Origin of the sequence: Empedobacter sp. GD03797 (assembly GCF_029842105.1) — a bacterium.
Lineage (GTDB): Bacteria > Bacteroidota > Bacteroidia > Flavobacteriales > Weeksellaceae > Empedobacter > Empedobacter falsenii_C.
On sequence record NZ_JAOCFS010000005.1, the window covers coordinates 96,652 to 112,428 of the forward strand.

Annotated in this window: 13 protein-coding genes; 6 read left to right on the forward strand and 7 right to left on the reverse strand. The window is 32.7% G+C overall.

Annotated elements, in window-relative coordinates:
- Window positions 1-84: 84 nt before the first annotated feature.
- Window positions 85-876, reverse strand: a complete 792-nt coding sequence (locus N5D90_RS05980; RefSeq protein ID WP_038333421.1) for a DUF2797 domain-containing protein — start codon at window positions 874-876, stop codon at window positions 85-87.
- 52 nt (window positions 877-928) lie between these two features.
- On the opposite strand from N5D90_RS05980, the gene N5D90_RS05985 reads away from it, so the two are divergent.
- The gene (locus N5D90_RS05985; protein ID WP_280061897.1) at window positions 929-2,440 is read left to right on the forward strand and encodes a GH3 auxin-responsive promoter family protein; all 1,512 of its coding nucleotides are present in this window, start codon (window positions 929-931) and stop codon (window positions 2,438-2,440) included.
- A 36-nt stretch (window positions 2,441-2,476) separates the two neighbouring features.
- On the opposite strand, the gene N5D90_RS05990 is transcribed toward N5D90_RS05985, so the two are convergent.
- Together N5D90_RS05990 and N5D90_RS05995 are read right to left on the reverse strand one after the other, a co-directional pair.
- Window positions 2,477-6,145: a hypothetical protein gene (locus N5D90_RS05990; RefSeq protein WP_280061898.1), complete on the reverse strand. Its 3,669-nt coding sequence runs from the start codon at window positions 6,143-6,145 to the stop codon at window positions 2,477-2,479.
- Window positions 6,146-6,167: 22 nt separating this feature from the next.
- Complete coding sequence (locus tag N5D90_RS05995; protein ID WP_038336284.1) at window positions 6,168-6,878, reverse strand: hypothetical protein; 711 nt, start codon at window positions 6,876-6,878, stop codon at window positions 6,168-6,170.
- Window positions 6,879-7,015: 137 nt separating this feature from the next.
- Between N5D90_RS05995 and N5D90_RS06000 the strand changes: the two genes are divergently transcribed.
- Genes N5D90_RS06000 through N5D90_RS06015 form a run of 4 tightly spaced genes read left to right on the forward strand, consistent with a single transcriptional unit; the run spans window position 7,016 to window position 11,455 of the window.
- Window positions 7,016-9,565, forward strand: coding sequence for a phosphoenolpyruvate carboxylase (locus tag N5D90_RS06000; RefSeq protein WP_280061899.1), 2,550 nt, complete (start codon window positions 7,016-7,018; stop codon window positions 9,563-9,565).
- A 30-nt stretch (window positions 9,566-9,595) separates the two neighbouring features.
- A complete protein-coding gene (ruvC, locus tag N5D90_RS06005; RefSeq protein WP_038336282.1) occupies window positions 9,596-10,144 on the forward strand; it encodes a crossover junction endodeoxyribonuclease RuvC in 549 nt (182 codons plus the stop codon).
- Between the two features lie 54 nt (window positions 10,145-10,198).
- Entirely contained in the window at window positions 10,199-11,257 is a 1,059-nt protein-coding gene (locus N5D90_RS06010; RefSeq protein WP_280061900.1) for a glutaminyl-peptide cyclotransferase, read from the forward strand.
- Window positions 11,258-11,263: 6 nt separating this feature from the next.
- The gene (locus tag N5D90_RS06015) at window positions 11,264-11,455 is read left to right on the forward strand and encodes a hypothetical protein (RefSeq protein WP_280061901.1); all 192 of its coding nucleotides are present in this window, start codon (window positions 11,264-11,266) and stop codon (window positions 11,453-11,455) included.
- A 93-nt stretch (window positions 11,456-11,548) separates the two neighbouring features.
- Here the strand turns inward: N5D90_RS06015 and N5D90_RS06020 are convergent, their stop codons facing one another.
- From N5D90_RS06020 to N5D90_RS06035, 4 genes are all read right to left on the reverse strand, one after another.
- Window positions 11,549-12,046: a hemerythrin domain-containing protein gene (locus tag N5D90_RS06020; RefSeq protein WP_052217884.1), complete on the reverse strand. Its 498-nt coding sequence runs from the start codon at window positions 12,044-12,046 to the stop codon at window positions 11,549-11,551.
- Window positions 12,047-12,110: 64 nt separating this feature from the next.
- A complete protein-coding gene (locus N5D90_RS06025) occupies window positions 12,111-12,545 on the reverse strand; it encodes an Rrf2 family transcriptional regulator (protein WP_038336279.1) in 435 nt (144 codons plus the stop codon).
- A gap of 139 nt (window positions 12,546-12,684) precedes the next feature.
- Entirely contained in the window at window positions 12,685-13,269 is a 585-nt protein-coding gene (locus tag N5D90_RS06030; protein WP_038336278.1) for a 50S ribosomal protein L25/general stress protein Ctc, read from the reverse strand.
- 45 nt (window positions 13,270-13,314) lie between these two features.
- Window positions 13,315-14,250 carry a ribose-phosphate pyrophosphokinase gene (locus tag N5D90_RS06035; RefSeq protein WP_038336277.1) on the reverse strand — a complete coding sequence of 312 codons (936 nt, stop codon included), beginning with the start codon at window positions 14,248-14,250 and terminating at the stop codon, window positions 13,315-13,317.
- Window positions 14,251-14,471: 221 nt separating this feature from the next.
- Between N5D90_RS06035 and N5D90_RS06040 the strand changes: the two genes are divergently transcribed.
- Window positions 14,472-15,734, forward strand: a complete 1,263-nt coding sequence (locus tag N5D90_RS06040) for an OmpA family protein (RefSeq protein WP_280061902.1) — start codon at window positions 14,472-14,474, stop codon at window positions 15,732-15,734.
- Window positions 15,735-15,777: the final 43 nt, after the last annotated feature.

The window sequence follows — 15,777 nt, forward strand, 5'->3', positions numbered from 1 at the left end:
TTTACTTGGATAATTCTATCTTAACAAAAAAGTCGATTCTGTTATAGAACCGACTTTTGAATATCTTTTATTGTAAAAAGAAGTTTATACTTCAAAATTGACATAAAAACCTTCATGACCTCGAACATTGAAAACTGTATTGTCTTCAAAAATCAAGTATTGACCTTTTATTCCTTTCAAAACACCTTCTATTTCTGGCGTTTTTTTCAGGTTTAATGATTTTACTTTTTCTGGATAAGATAAAACTGGATAGTCTAACTTCCAAACTTCTGGCTCATCAACCAAAAATTGTTGAAAATCTGGATTCACTTCATTTCTGATTTCTTGATACTTTTCGAATAGATTAATTTCTGGTACATCATTTTTTAACATTCTTTGCCAATTCGTTTTATCAGCAATAACATTTTTCAACGAAACCTCTATCATTCCAGCTTCGTAACGATTATCCGTTCGCGCAATAATAATAGCTTCTGAAGCTCCTTGATCGATCCAACGAGTTGGCACTTGCGTTAAACGTGTTACACCTACTTTAATTCCCGAAGAATTTGCTAAATACACAATATGCGGTTGCAATTCGAATTTCGTTTCGAATTCTAAATCACGTTGTGCTATTCCCAAATGAGCTGTAGAAAGTTCTGGATTGATGATACTTGGATTAGCTTCTGGAACTGTAAAAAAACAATTTTTACAATATCCCATCTGATAAATCTCTTTGTCCTCGTGACAGTTTAAACATTCGTAATGATCAAAGTTAATCTTGATTTTTTTTCCTAACAATTGATTCATAACGATAAAATCATTCTTGAAATTCCAATAATAATTGATTGGCGTTCCATTTTCAGTTGTCATTTTACGAATTTGTCCTTCAAACTGCATCTTGCTAAAAAAGTTTAATTAATTTTGTGTAAATCTACAAAACTTTTAGCGGATGGGAATAGTCAATAAGATTATGGAAATTATGATGCGTAGCCGAATGAATGTCATCGAGGAAAGCATCAAAAATCCAGTTGGTACGCAAGAACGTGTGTTATTTGAGAATATCAAAAAAGCCAAATCGACTATTTACGGAAAAGAATTTCATTTTGACGAAATCAAAACGACACAGAAATTTCAAGAGCAAGTTCCTGCGGTGCATTACGAGGATTTTCAACCTTATATTGAATTAGCGAGAAAAGGTGAAAAAGATGTCACTTGGCACGGAAAAATAAAGTGGTTTGCGAAATCTTCTGGAACAACAAATGCGAAAAGTAAATTTATTCCGATTAGTAATGAATCCTTAGAAGATTGCCATTACGCAGCAGGAAAAACAATGTTTGCGTTGTACTTAAATGCTTATCCCGAAACGGATATTTTTATGCACAAAAATCTAAGAATTGGCGGAAGTAGTGAACTTTATCAAAAATATGATACGCGTTTTGGTGATTTATCAGCTATTTTGATTGATAATTTACCTTTTTATGCTGAAATGAAAAATATTCCGAATCGTGAGATTTCTTTAATGTCTGATTGGAATGTGAAGATGAATGCGATTATCAATGCAACAAAAAATGAAGATGTTGGTTCTTTAACTGGCGTTCCTTCGTGGATGTTAGTCGTTTTGAATAAATTATTAGCCGAAACTGGAAAGAATTATTTGGACGAATTATGGCCAAATCTCGAAGTGTTTTTTCATGGTGGAATCAGCTTCAAACCTTATGCAGAAAATTATAATTTAATCACTCAAAAAAAATTAAATTATTTCGAATTATATAATGCTTCCGAAGGTTTTTTTGGTATTCAGGATCAATTAAATAGTAAAGATTTGTTGTTATTATTAGACAACGGAATTTTTTACGAATTTATTCCAATGGAAGAATTTGGTTCAGAAAATCAACGATTTTTAACAATTGGAGAAGTTGAAGTTGGTAAAAATTACGCTATGGTGATTACAACAAATGGAGGTTTGTGGCGCTATATTATTGGTGATACGGTTCGTTTTACCTCAACTAATCCACACAGAATTGTTGTTTCTGGACGAACAAAACATTATATCAATGCATTTGGCGAAGAATTGATGATAGAAAATGCAGAAGAAGCTTTGAAACGTGCTTGTATGCAAACAAATTCGATTGTTTCCGAATATAGTGCTGGTCCAATTTTTATGCAAGGGAAAGAAAAAGGCGCGCATGAATGGGTAATCGAATTTGATAAAGAACCTGAAAACTTTGAGCAATTTATTGATTGTTTAGATAAAGGTTTGCAAGAAGTTAATTCTGATTACGAAGCAAAACGTTACAATAATATGACACTTAATCGACCGATTGTACACAAAGCACGCAAAAAATTATTCATCGAATGGATGGCTTCTCGTGGTAAGTTAGGTGGACAAAATAAAGTTCCGAGGCTAGCAAACACACGCGAATTTATAGAACCATTAATTGAACTAAATAATCGATCATAATAAAAAAAGAGAATCAATATGATTCTCTTTTTTATTCTATCTTACTCGAATTCGAATACTTGGATTGACTAAAACTTTTTTCAGTAATCCTTTCAATAAAATATTATCATTTACGCTACATGTAATTGTATTTCCATTTGAATAATCAACTTTGACTTCATAGGTTCCGTAGCCAAATTTTCGGATATCTATTTCTTTATCTGTACTAATAACATTAGTTGTGCTACTATTCAATCCATCAATTTTATACCATTTGTATGTCGTATAACTATTTCCATAGAATTTACTAGTTGATAAAATATAAGTTAATGGATTAGAACCATCTATTTTGTGATCAATCCAATCTGCTCCTAACCCTTCAAAAGCACCAGGATTATATGGATCATAGGTTATGTTGTTATTGTTTTGATTCGCGATTGTACTTTGCTCACCGAAATGTAACAATTGACCAGATGCATTGATATCTTTTAGATTACCAAAATTAAAGTTAGTTACAGTTCCCGTTACATTTACATTAGCTCGTGTACCAGCAACACTACTTTGAACAAATGTAACATCACAAGGCGTTCCTCCTAAAATTAAATTTTCTACTGTTTGAGTTTTTGAAGCATCAAGAGTATAACTTTTACCAGAAGAAAATTCTAGATTTTTAATGTTATTAATTCCCTTTATACTTCCGCTACCTCTAAAGGTAACAGCGTTAAAGCTTGTTGTTCCTTTTGTCGAATTAATGGCGGCATTTGCTCTGCTTTCAAAAACCACATTATTGAACCGCTGACCGTCATAAGTTGACAAACCATAACTTGCTGTTGTAATTCCCGTAAAAATTAGTTGAGAAGTTCCCGCGTTTATCGTAACATAAGCAGAATTTGTATCAAAGTACGGAGAATTGTTTGGTAAATAAAAATTTGATGACCCCATACTTATTGTTCTTGGTTTAGTACCTGAATTAGCATAAAATCTACCATAAATTATTACATCATTATTGTTGGTAATCCATGTACCTGCTTGATGGTACAATTCATATCCTATTTTATAGTTATCTAATAAGCTTATCGTATTTTCTTCTTCAAAATAAATATTAACAGCGCTATTTCCAGATATCACATCATTACTTTTTATTGTTTTAGCTTCTCCTGTATGACGATAGAAAATTTTATTGAGATTAATTGTTCCCATTCCGTTCTGCCACTCACTAGATCCATAGATATTGATAGTCTGAGAGCCAGTTTGTGTCAATATTGGAGGAACTGCACTTCCGGAGAATGTAATATTTCGAGTGTAAGAAGTATTGTCTACAGTTATAGTCTTGTTTGCGGATGTAAAACCAGAACCTTGGTTAAAAATCGTATTATCTGATGGACCAGGAACACAATAACCTCCTATACCATTGCTACTCTGTGACCAATGCATTTTATCATTCCAATTACCAGATCCACCAACCCAATAAAGCTCCTGACCAGCTATCTTAGGAAACTGCCATCCAGGATTGTTATTACCATTATCAATTGAATTTTGAGCAATAAATGTAGCACCTCCATTACCCGATATATCTTGCATAACAACACCAGATACATTAACAGTAACATTAGATGCAGCCTCAATTTTCGCCAAGCTTCCTGATTTGCTAGAATTAATTGTTGACCAGCCTCCACATTGTGGTGTTGAAGCTGATAATAAATTGGTTATAGTTTGGGTTGCCCCAGCAGGAAAGCTGTAGTTTTTAGTTGGAGCTAAAATTAAGTTATAAAAATGATTGTTTCCATTGATTGTTCCATTCCCTTTAAATTCAACCTGATTAAAATATGCTGTCCCTGTTTGTGCACTTATCGATCCAGCCGTTGAAGAATTATCAAAGCTTACATTATAATATCGTTGATTTTCACCTGCTATAAGTCCATAACTATTACTTGTTGTATTTGTAAAGTGTATATGTGATGTTCCTGCATTAATCGTGGTTAAGATTGAATTTGTTTGAAAATATGGAACGGTGTAGGGTAAATAGAAGTTTGAGCTGCCCATGTTTATTACCTTAGGTTTTGAACCATATATTGCATAAAATCGACCATTAATAGTAACTTGATGATTGTTAGTTGTCCATGTTCCTGCCTGATGATAAAGTTCATCATTAACAATAAAATCGTCTAGCAAACTAATCGAATTTTCTTCTTCAAAATAAATACTAGAATTAGCTGTACCTAGTTTTACACCATTAGTTTTTATAGTTTTCACCTCTCCTGTATGACGGTAATAAATATTTGACAAATTAATCGCTCCCATTCCTTCTTGCCATTCACTTGAACCGTAAATATTCAACGTTTGAGATCCGTTTTCTGTTAACGTTGGTGGATTAGAACTATAAACAAAAGAAATATTGTGAGTATAAGACGTTTTATCTAAAGTGATTGTTTTATCGTTTAACGTAAATCCTGATCCTCTATCAACAAATGTATTATCATTAGGACCAGGTGAACAGTAACCACCAGTACCACCTGAGGTTTTGGACCAATGTGTTCTATCATTCCAATTACCAGAACCACCAACCCAGTATAAATCTTGACCTACAATTGAAGGTATTTGCCAACCATCAGTAACACCTTCACCAATTGAATTATTAGCAATAAAATTAGCACCTCCCGATGCTGTAATGTTTTTCAGAATAGTACCAGAAACAATTATACTTACATTAGAAGTTGCAACTATTTCAGTTGTTGTTCCGTAGCTATTAGATGAAATATTAGCCCATCCTTCGCATGCTGGAGTGTTTACAGAAAATAAATTGGTAATCGTTTGTTTTTTATTAGCTTCAATAATATAGTTTTTTGCAGGTGCAAAAATCAAAGCTTTAAATGTGTTATTCCCAGAAATACTTCCATTGCCCTTAAATTCAACTTGATTAAAATTTGCAGAGCCTGATAAATTTATATTTGTTTGTTCTTCAAAAGTAACATTGTAAAAATTTTGTCCTTGATAAGTTATTAAGCCATAGCTATTAGATGTTACTTTTCCTGTAAAATAAATATGAGAAGTCCCAGCATTAATTGTTGTAACATCAAGGTTAGTTTGAAAATAAGGATTAGAAGTTGTTAAATAAATTTTAGAACTTCCAAATTCTATGGTTCTTGGTGTATTCCCTTGGTTTGCATAGAAACGTCCGTCTATCTTTACTTGATGACTGTTCGTAATCCACGTGCCAGCATTATGGTATAATTCGTAACCTACTTGAAAATCATCTAATAAACTTACTGAAGTTCTTTCTTCAAAAACAACAGTCGAATTTGTTGACCCTGTAATTGTTCCATTACTTTTTATCGTCTTCGCCTCGCCTGTGTGACGATAATAAATTTTTGCAACATTAATCATTCCCATTCCTACTTGCCACTCACTCGAACCATAAATATTTAAAGTTTGAGTTCCGATTTGTGTTAAAGTCGGAACGATTGTACTCGCAGAAAAGGTTATATTATGACAATTCACTATATTGTCTATCGTTACCGTTTTACTTGAAGCTGAAAAGCCTGAATTAATATCAAAAAAAACATTATCCGTTGGTCCTGGAACTACAGACGGTAAAGATACTCCTCCAGAAGTTGTTCGCCAATGGTTAATATCTGTCCAATTTCCGCTTCCTCCAACCCAATAATAATCAGCCGCGAAAGTAAAAATAGCGCATAGAAATGCTAGAAAACTTAAAATTTTCTTCATAAAAATAGCTTTAGAAATAAGATTATTTTACTTTAAATACAATATTCATAAATGTATTTTCCGTCACCATTGGGTTAGATAAAATAGAATATTTTAAAACTCCATTATCGTCCAAAGTAATTTTAGATGGATCAAAGACTTGATTATCAAAATACGTTACAAAGTATTCTAAATCTGTTTTGTTTAAGACTGGAATACTAGTTGCAGAAGGACTTTTTAATGCACTTTTTTTAACTCCACTAACATTTCCTGATAAATCAAATTGACTTTTATAAATTTCGAACAACTTTACATTAAACATAGAAGTAGCACTATCATACCAAATTGTAGAAGACGAATCGGTTGAAACTCCTGCTATATCAGTTGGCAAAGCAATAGAAGGTGCATAGAAATAAGAAACTACTTTCTTATATCCTAAATTTAACGGTTCCCACTTTTTTGTCATATCACCAGACCAATACCATAATCCTAATGCATCAATATCAGGAATTGTATTCGTCGAAATAGCATTTGCATAAACAAGTGTTCCTGCTTTTAGATCTGTTGTAGACATCGCCTCTATTTGATTTCCACTCATCATTGGAAAAGCTACACCTGCTTTATCTCCACTTTTGTAATTTGAATCGATAGCTACATCAAGTGTTGCATTTGGATTAGATGTACCTATACCTACTTGTGCTAATAAAATGTTCATAAAACAAAATGAAATTGCTAATAATAAATTGATTTTCATAAATTTTTTGGAAATTTTGCGCAAAGGTATTGTTTTATTTATCAATAAGCTACTGATAACTAATTTATACCATTAATTATACTCATTAAATCATTATTAAAGTTTAAATTTACTCTTAAGAGAAAAAATACCTATTAATGCGAAGTACGAATTTATCTGAACTTAAGTTCCACCAAATTGTGGAAAATAAGTTTCAAATTTACAACAGTCTCTTTATGAGTCTGCCCTACGAAAAAATGCAAAACATCGGATCGTTGATTCCGTTTTTGTACGATGAAAGTCAAAAAGGTTTACCTGAAGGTAAATCGCCAAATGAAATCATCAACAATTTTTTTGAGAAATACACTGATTTAAAAACCGAACAAGAGCAAATCGATTTGATGTTTCGAATGATACAATACATCGAGCGACAAGTTGTTTTGTTTGATAGTATCGAAGATGCTGCATTTCCGTCATTACATTCCGAAAATGAAAAAGGAAGTTTGGAAAGCATTTACCATATTGCACAGGCGCAAGGTAAAATGGAGCAAGTAAAAACCAGAATCGAAGATTTTGTAACAAGAGTTGTTTTTACAGCGCATCCAACGCAATTTTATCCGACAAATGTTCAACAAATTATTCAGGATTTACGCGATGCAATTCAACAAGATTCGGTAAGTAAAATTGATTTATTGTTGCAACAATTAGGAAAAACACCTTTCATCAACGAAGAAAAACCGACACCTTACGATGAAGCAGTTTCGATTATTTATTACTTAAGAAATGTGTATTATCAGACGATTGGACGATTGTATAACGAAATTAATCAATTGTTTTTTACAGAAAGTCAACCACTCAAATCTCCTGTCATTCAATTAGGTTTTTGGCCTGGAGGTGATCGCGATGGAAATCCTTTCGTTACAGCAGAAATTACGTTGAAAGTAGCAAGTTTGTTACGAACAAGTATCTTAAAAAATTATTACAATCATCTAAAAATTGTTCAAAGACGATTAACCTTCAAACATGTTACAGAGCCTTTAAAAGCGTTGAGCAATTTGATTTACGAAAATATGTTCAATGAAAATGGAACGATTACAATTGATGAAATCAAAACGCGTTTACAAACGATTCGTACAATTTTGATTGAACAACACAATGGTGTTTTCTTAGATATTCTGGACGATTTTATCACACGTGTTGATATTTTCGGGTTGCATTTTGCATCATTAGATATTCGTCAAGATTCGCGTGTTCATCAAAAAGTGATTAACCAAATTGTTGAAAAATATACTGGAATTAATCTGAAAGATTTAAGCGAACCAGAACAAATCGAATTGTTAACAAATCCTTCTTTTACAGCTAAACCAGAAGATTTTGAAGATGATATTGTGGTTGATACAATCAAAAATGTTTATCAATTAAAAACAATTCAGCAACGAAATGGTGAATTAGGTGTTAACCGATACATTATTTCAAATTCTGAAACCATTTTCGATGTTTTAAATGTTTACGCTTTATTCAAATTTTGCGGTTACAAAGACTACGAAATTAAGTTTGATATTATGCCACTTTTCGAGACGATTAGAGGTTTAGATGGTGCTGAAAATACAATGAATAAATTGTATAATTTACCTATTTATGCGCAACATTTAGAACGTAGAAAACAACGTCAATCGATTATGTTAGGTTTTTCGGACGGAACAAAAGACGGCGGTTACATCAAAGCGAATTGGGAAATATATCGCACCAAAGAAATCCTTTCGAATGTTTCGGATAAAAATCAAATCGAAGTTATTTTCTTTGATGGTCGTGGTGGACCTCCTGCGCGTGGCGGTGGAAAAACGCACGAATTTTACGCTTCTCAAGGGAAAACAATTGCGAATCACGAAATTCAAATTACGATTCAAGGGCAAACAATTACGTCTAATTACGGAACAATGCCACAAGCAAAATATAATTTTGAACAATTGTACACGGCTGGAATTATTTCGGATGTTTTCTCGACAAGTACAAGTCAGATTTCGCCTGATGAACGCACATTGATTGATAAATTAGCCACAATTAGTTATCAGAAATACGAAGATTTGAAAGCGCATCCTTCATTTTTACCTTATTTAGAAAATATGAGTACGCTTAACTATTATGGAAAAACGAATATCGGAAGCCGTCCGAGTAAACGAGGTGGTGACAAAAAATTAGAGTTCGATGATTTGCGCGCCATTCCATTTGTGGGTTCTTGGAGTCAATTAAAACAAAATGTTCCGGGATATTTTGGTGTTGGAACGGCTATAAATGAATTGAAAAAACAAGGTCATTTAGAGGATGTAAAAGATTTATTCAAAAATTCGAGCTTCTTCAAAACGTTGATTCAAAACAGTATGATGTCGATGGAAAAAACTTATTTTCCATTAACTTCTTATATGAAAGATGATCCTGAATATGGTGAATTTTGGAATATTTTGCATGATGAATTTGAATTATCAAAAGCATTATGTTTAGAAATTTCGGGTTACACAGAATTGATGCAAGACGAACCATTGAACAAATCTTCAGTACAAATGCGCGAAAAAATTGTGTTACCATTATTAACGATTCAACAATTTGCTTTGAACAAAATTCATCTCGAAAGTGAATTCAAATCAATCTATGAGCAAATTGTAATGCGTTCGTTATTCGGAAATATTAATGCGAGTCGAAATTCGGCTTAATTTTCAGAATATCTTAATACCTTCGCAACGATGGAAAAGATTATTTTAGGGATAGATCCTGGAACAATGGTAATGGGTTTTGGTTTGATTGAAGTCAAAAACAACAAAATAAAGTTGATTACTTTAGATGAATTGTTGTTGCATAAACTTCCGAATCAACAAACGAAATTGAAAAAAATTTTCGAAAAAACTTTAGCCATTATCGATCAATATCATCCTGATGAATTAGCCATTGAAGCGCAGTTTTTTGGCGTTAATGTTCAGTCTATGTTAAAACTTGGACGTGCACAAGGCGTTTGTATTGCCGCTTGCCTGCATCGCGATATGCCTGTGGTAGAATATGCGCCAAAAAAAATTAAGATGGCGATTACCGGAAACGGAAATGCATCAAAAGAACAAGTTGCGGGAATGTTACAACATTTACTTGGATTGAAAGAAATTCCGAAACGTTTGGATGCCACAGATGGTCTTGCCGTTGCGGTTTGTCATTATCTAAATTCGGGTAAAACAACTGGAACATCAAGTTCTTATTCGAGTTGGGATGCCTTTGTAAAAAATAATCCGAATCGAACAAAATAAAATATATTTGTAGTAGAATTAGCAACCTAATTCATAAAACATAAAACACATCAAATGAAAAAATATTTAATCGCTGCCTCAGTTTGTGCAACAGTTTTCTCTTCAGTATTATTTTCTTGTAAAGATTCTACAGGAAAAAACAATACTGCAATCACTGAAATTGTTTCGAAAATTGAACAAAATAAATACAAAATTGGCGACAAAATCGATATTCCTTTAACTAATTTGGATGGAATTACGAAAGTTGTAGTTTCGGTGGATGGACAAGAAGTTCCTGCTGATTTTACGATTGACGGAAAAACAATTGGATTAGGAAATCATACGGTTAATTTGAAATTCTTCAAAGGAGAAGAAGAAACAAATTCGCGCGATTTTACGTTTGTTGTTTATGCAAATGAGCCAGCTGCACAATGGAATTACGAAATTGTAGGAACTTATCCACATAATCCAGATTATTTTACGCAAGGTTTTTATTTCAAAAACGGAAATATTTTCGAAGGAACTGGACTTCGCGGAGGAAAAACACGTTTGATTGAATATAAATTGGGTGCAACTGAGCCTACAAAATTATACCAAATTAAAGACGATGTTTTTGGAGAAGGAATTACAGAACTGAATGGTTTTATTTATCAATTAACATGGCAAGATCGTGTGATTTATAAATATGATTTAAACTTTAATCAAGTTGAAAAATTTGATATGCCAGCTCAAATTATCGAAGGTTGGGGAATTACTACAATTGGTAAAGAATTAGCCGTAACAGAAGGCTCACAACGTATTCATTTCTTCGACGATAAATTTAATTACCTTAGAACTGTTCAAGCTTTTGATAACACGCAACCATATAGTTATTTGAATGAAATTGAGTATCACGATGGTTTAATTTATGCAAATGTTTACCTAAAATCTGGACATGCAGATAACAGTAATATTGTGGTAATTGATCCGCAAACTGGCGCTGTAAAAGCTGAGTTCAATTTTGCTGAATTGAAAGGAAAACAAGGAAATCCACAAGCACAAGAATTGAACGGAATCGCTTTCAAAGACAACGGAAATATGTTATTAACAGGTAAAAACTGGGACAAAATCTTTGAAATTAAGATTAAGAAGTAGAATCTTATGCGATTAACCAGACCCAAAATAATAGGAACATTGAAGATTCAACGGATGATGTCTGGAACTTTGGCTGTTATAAATGACATCAAAAATCCTCCTAATAAAATAATTATTCCTTGTTCATCAATTGAAGATGGTGAAGAAATAATCGAAAAGATAAAAAATACAAATGCTGGAGAAACAATTTTTTTCTAAGTAAAAAAGCAAAAAGCTCGACCTGCAAAATCGAGCTTTTCTTTTCAAAAATCATCTAAAAAATTATAAGTAAAAATTTTTAGCTATAAAGATCTATAACCAAAATTGATCTTTCCAATCTGTGTTAGTTAAAAGTGAATTAAATTGTTCTTTAATTACTTTTAACTTTTTTTGTGTTGCATTTTTCTCAAATTCAGGAAACATTTGTTTCTCCTCAAATCTGATATGCAAATCCAATTCTTCTTCGATATAAATCAAACTTTTCATCGGATTTTTTGCATCTATTTTAAACAAGCGTCTCAAACGTCTATGTTCTTTCAATGCTCTTTTTACCAAGTAATGATCTTCATCCAAAAGCGAAAACAAGTAATTTTCTTCTATCTCAAATTTTTTGAATAACACTTTTTCCCCATACCAATTTACATAATCAACAATTCGTTGAATATCGACTCCTTTATCTATTCCAGCACGAATGTTCCAACAAAAAAATAATGTCTTATGATGTCTTTCGCACGCTTCATTTAGATTTACTGTTACAGTATAACTCATATGAGAAGCAGTTGTTTGAGGAAGTTCTATTAATAGGTTCATTGTTGTAATTTTTTAATTCGGATAATCGGATATTTTTATCTTATTTTTAATCAATTTTTTTTTTTTAATGCTTAAGAAAAGCAATTCCTTTCTCTAGATCATCAATCAAATTAAACATCGATGTCTTTTCTAGCATTCCTCGCAAATCATTACGAATTGCAAATACACGGCTATGTAAAGCACAAGGCTTGTTAGCATCGCATTCTACTAAACCTAAAATGCAACTGTGATAAAGACCATCTCCGTCAATAGCTTTGATGATATTCACTAATTTGATATCTTCTAAATGCGCTGCATCCATTTGGAAACCTCCCATTTTTCCTTTGACAGATGAAATCACATTTGCTTTAACTAATTGTTGAAGAATTTTGGCTGTGTAAGCTTCTGGAGAATTAATCGAATTTGCAATTTGTTTTAAATTGACTCTCTTTCCTTCTACAGATTCTTGTGCAATAAACACACAAGCCTTAATTCCATATTCGCACGCTTTAGAAAACATTAATTTCTTTTATTCATTATAAATTATGAAGCAAATATACAACTAATTTTAATTCGGATAAATTTATCTTATTAAATTTTTAAAAATAAAAAAACCACTCAAAATTGAGTGGTTTAATTTTATCTGAAAAGAAAATTTCTTAATCTTCGTCTTCGTCTTGATCAGCATCCTTAACAGCGTTACGAGAAGTACGAATAGCTACTACTACTGCGTTATCTGGATGAGCGAATGTGTAGTTATCATTTTTCAATGTTTCTACATACATTTTGTGACCAATTCTCATTGGAGTGATATCGATTTCGATTTCGTCTGGTAAGTTTGCTGGAATAGCACGAACTTTTAATTTACGCATGTTGAAACGTAAAACCCCACCAGCTACTAAACCACGAGCACGTCCTACTAAACGAACTGGAACTTCCATAGTTACTGGTTTGTCCTCGTTTAATTGGTAAAAATCTACGTGTAAGATTTTATCCGTTACTGGGTGGAATTGGATGTCTTGTAAAATTGCTTGAATTTTAGCTCCATCAGCTAACTCGATAGTTGCTGTATGAGCATCTGGAGTGTAAACTAATGATTTGAATGCTTTTTCATCAGCTGAAAAGTGGATAGGCTCTCCAGAACCATAAACCACACAAGGTACTTGTTCAGCATTACGTAGGTTACGTGTAGCCACTTTACCTAAGTCTTCTCTTTTTACACCTTGAATTGTAATTGACTTCATAATAATATGTATATAATAAAAATAATTTAAATTTAAGTTAAATCATTAGATAACAAAACGTTGGCTAATAGATTTATTGCTATGTACTAAATGCATAACATCAGCAAAAAGCGGAGCGCAAGATAATACTTTTATTTTAGATACGGAAGTATTTTTTAATGGAATACTATCAGTTATAGCAATTTCCGTTAACAAAGAGTTATCAAGACGCTCATAAGCTGGTCCAGATAAAACTCCGTGCGTTGCAATTGCACGAACAGATTTTGCTCCTTTTTCCATAATCAATTCAGCTGCTTTTGCAAGTGTACCCGCTGTATCAATCATGTCATCCACTAAAATAACGTTTTTACCTTCAACCTCACCGATTAACATCATGCTATCAACTTGGTTTGCAACTTTACGTTCTTTATGACAAATTACGATATCTGCATTAAGGTATTTAGCATATGTATTTGCACGTTTAGCACCTCCCATGTCTGGAGAAGCAATACAAATATTATCTAAACCTAAACCTTTGATATACTCAACAAAAATTGTTGAAGCGAATAAATGATCAACAGGAACTTCAAAAAATCCTTGTATTTGATCCGCGTGTAAATCCATAGTCATTACACGAGTTGCTCCAGCTGTCATTAACATTTTTGCAACTAATTTTGCTCCAATTGGTACACGTGGTGCATCCTTACGATCTTGACGAGCAAAACCAAAATAAGGAATAACAACTGTAATACTTTTAGCAGATGCGCGTTTTGCAGCATCACACATTAAAAGTAATTCCATTAAATTGTCTGTTGGTTGCATTGTAGAACCAATTAAGAAAACGCGAGCACCGCGAATTGGCTGTTCAAAAGCAGGCACAAATTCGCCATCGCTAAACTCTACAATTTTAGATTTACCAAGTTCTTGACCATATTGATCGGCAATTTTTTGTGCTAATTCTAATGATCCTCTGGTTGAAAAAAGAAATGCTGATTGTTCCATTGTTTGTTTTGGGAAATATTTGTGCAAAAATAATTTAAATGATTTGAAAATGATATAAGAAAACTAAAAATTAATTTCGGCATAGTTATTGACTAACATATTAGCTCAAAGGATAAGCACGTTTAGAACTTTATGATTTTAGTTAGTTATGAGCGTTTTTAACAGTTTTTTGTTTACTCCTTTTTAAGTGTTTATATAATTTTGTAATTAAATATATCCTCATGAAAAAGATTTCATACCTATTAAGTGTAATTGGATTAGGAATTTTTGCTCACGCGCAAGAAGTTACTGAAACAGTTAACAATGATTACAACAAATGGTCTATTGAGGCCAATGGAGGTGCTGTAAAAGCACGTAAAGCTTTCACTCCAGGTTACTATTCTGAAACGCCAAGTTTCTATCATGCTGATTTTGGAGTTCGTTATATGTTCAACAATAAGTTTGGTTTAAAATTAGATGGTGGCTATGACCGTATCAAAGAAGGTGAAGATGTAGCTCGTTTCCGTTCTAATTATTACCGTGTAGATTTACAAGGGGTTGCTAACTTAGGACGAATCATGAATTTTGAAACATGGACAAATAGAATTGGCTTATTAGCTCATGGTGGTGCAGGTTATTCTTGGATGAACAACAACGCTACAAAAGGTGCTGATGGTAAAGTTTTCGACGACAATGATAACATGGTAAATGTTATGGTTGGTTTAACTCCTCAGTTAAGATTAACAGATCGTGTTGTATTAACAGGAGACTTATCATACGTAAGAAATATTCGTCAAAACGTAGCTTTTGATGGAAATTCTGAAATTACAGGTTCAGGTTTTGGTGGTGAATTATGGAATGCTACTTTAGGTTTAACTTTCTACTTAGGTAAAAACCAAAAACACGCTGACTGGGTTTACGAACCAACTCGTTCTGACTTAGAAGATCGTATTTCTAACATCGAACAAATGTTAAAAGATACTGATGGTGATGGTGTTGCTGATTACTTAGATCAAGAACCAGATTCAGCTCCAGGTGCTGTTGTTGACACTCACGGTGTTACAATTGACCACAATGGAAACGGAATTCCAGATAATATTGAAGAATACATTAAACAAAATGCTGGAGGAAATACAACTATCGTTAATGATGCTGATTTCTTAGAGCAAATGATTAACTCTGGTATTATCAATGTTTACTTTGATTACAATTCTGATAAACCATACCAACAATCTGTAGGAGGGATCAAATTTGTATCTGAGTACTTAAAAGCTAAACCAAATGCTCAAATTGAGATTTTAGGTTACGCTGATCCAGTAGGAGGTGATGCTTTCAATAAAGATTTATCTCGTAGAAGAGCAGAAAATGTAAAAGCTATTTTAGTTAGTCAAGGAGCAAGTGCTTCTCAATTAACTACAGTTGGTGAAGGTAAAGATAATGAGTTCAAAAACTCTCAAGTTTCTTCTCATCAATTAGCAAGAAGAGTTGTTTTCAGAGTAAAATAATTTTTCTTTATTTAATATATTAATCAGGGGTAGATTTTTCCAG

What these genes read in the sequence shown, in the direction of transcription:
- N5D90_RS05990 (WP_280061898.1), bottom strand. Translation starts at nt 6,145, where the DNA reads ATGAAGAAAATTTTAAGTTTTCTAGCATTTCTATGCGCTATTTTTACT.
- N5D90_RS06040 (WP_280061902.1), top strand. Translation starts at nt 14,472, where the DNA reads ATGAAAAAGATTTCATACCTATTAAGTGTAATTGGATTAGGAATTTTT.
- N5D90_RS06010 (WP_280061900.1), top strand. Translation starts at nt 10,199, where the DNA reads ATGAAAAAATATTTAATCGCTGCCTCAGTTTGTGCAACAGTTTTCTCT.
- N5D90_RS05980 (WP_038333421.1), bottom strand. Translation starts at nt 876, where the DNA reads ATGCAGTTTGAAGGACAAATTCGTAAAATGACAACTGAAAATGGAACG.
- ruvC (WP_038336282.1), top strand. Translation starts at nt 9,596, where the DNA reads ATGGAAAAGATTATTTTAGGGATAGATCCTGGAACAATGGTAATGGGT.
- N5D90_RS06015 (WP_280061901.1), top strand. Translation starts at nt 11,264, where the DNA reads ATGCGATTAACCAGACCCAAAATAATAGGAACATTGAAGATTCAACGG.
- N5D90_RS06030 (WP_038336278.1), bottom strand. Translation starts at nt 13,269, where the DNA reads ATGAAGTCAATTACAATTCAAGGTGTAAAAAGAGAAGACTTAGGTAAA.
- N5D90_RS06020 (WP_052217884.1), bottom strand. Translation starts at nt 12,046, where the DNA reads ATGAACCTATTAATAGAACTTCCTCAAACAACTGCTTCTCATATGAGT.
- N5D90_RS05995 (WP_038336284.1), bottom strand. Translation starts at nt 6,878, where the DNA reads ATGAAAATCAATTTATTATTAGCAATTTCATTTTGTTTTATGAACATT.
- N5D90_RS05985 (WP_280061897.1), top strand. Translation starts at nt 929, where the DNA reads ATGGGAATAGTCAATAAGATTATGGAAATTATGATGCGTAGCCGAATG.
- N5D90_RS06000 (WP_280061899.1), top strand. Translation starts at nt 7,016, where the DNA reads ATGCGAAGTACGAATTTATCTGAACTTAAGTTCCACCAAATTGTGGAA.
- N5D90_RS06025 (WP_038336279.1), bottom strand. Translation starts at nt 12,545, where the DNA reads ATGTTTTCTAAAGCGTGCGAATATGGAATTAAGGCTTGTGTGTTTATT.
- N5D90_RS06035 (WP_038336277.1), bottom strand. Translation starts at nt 14,250, where the DNA reads ATGGAACAATCAGCATTTCTTTTTTCAACCAGAGGATCATTAGAATTA.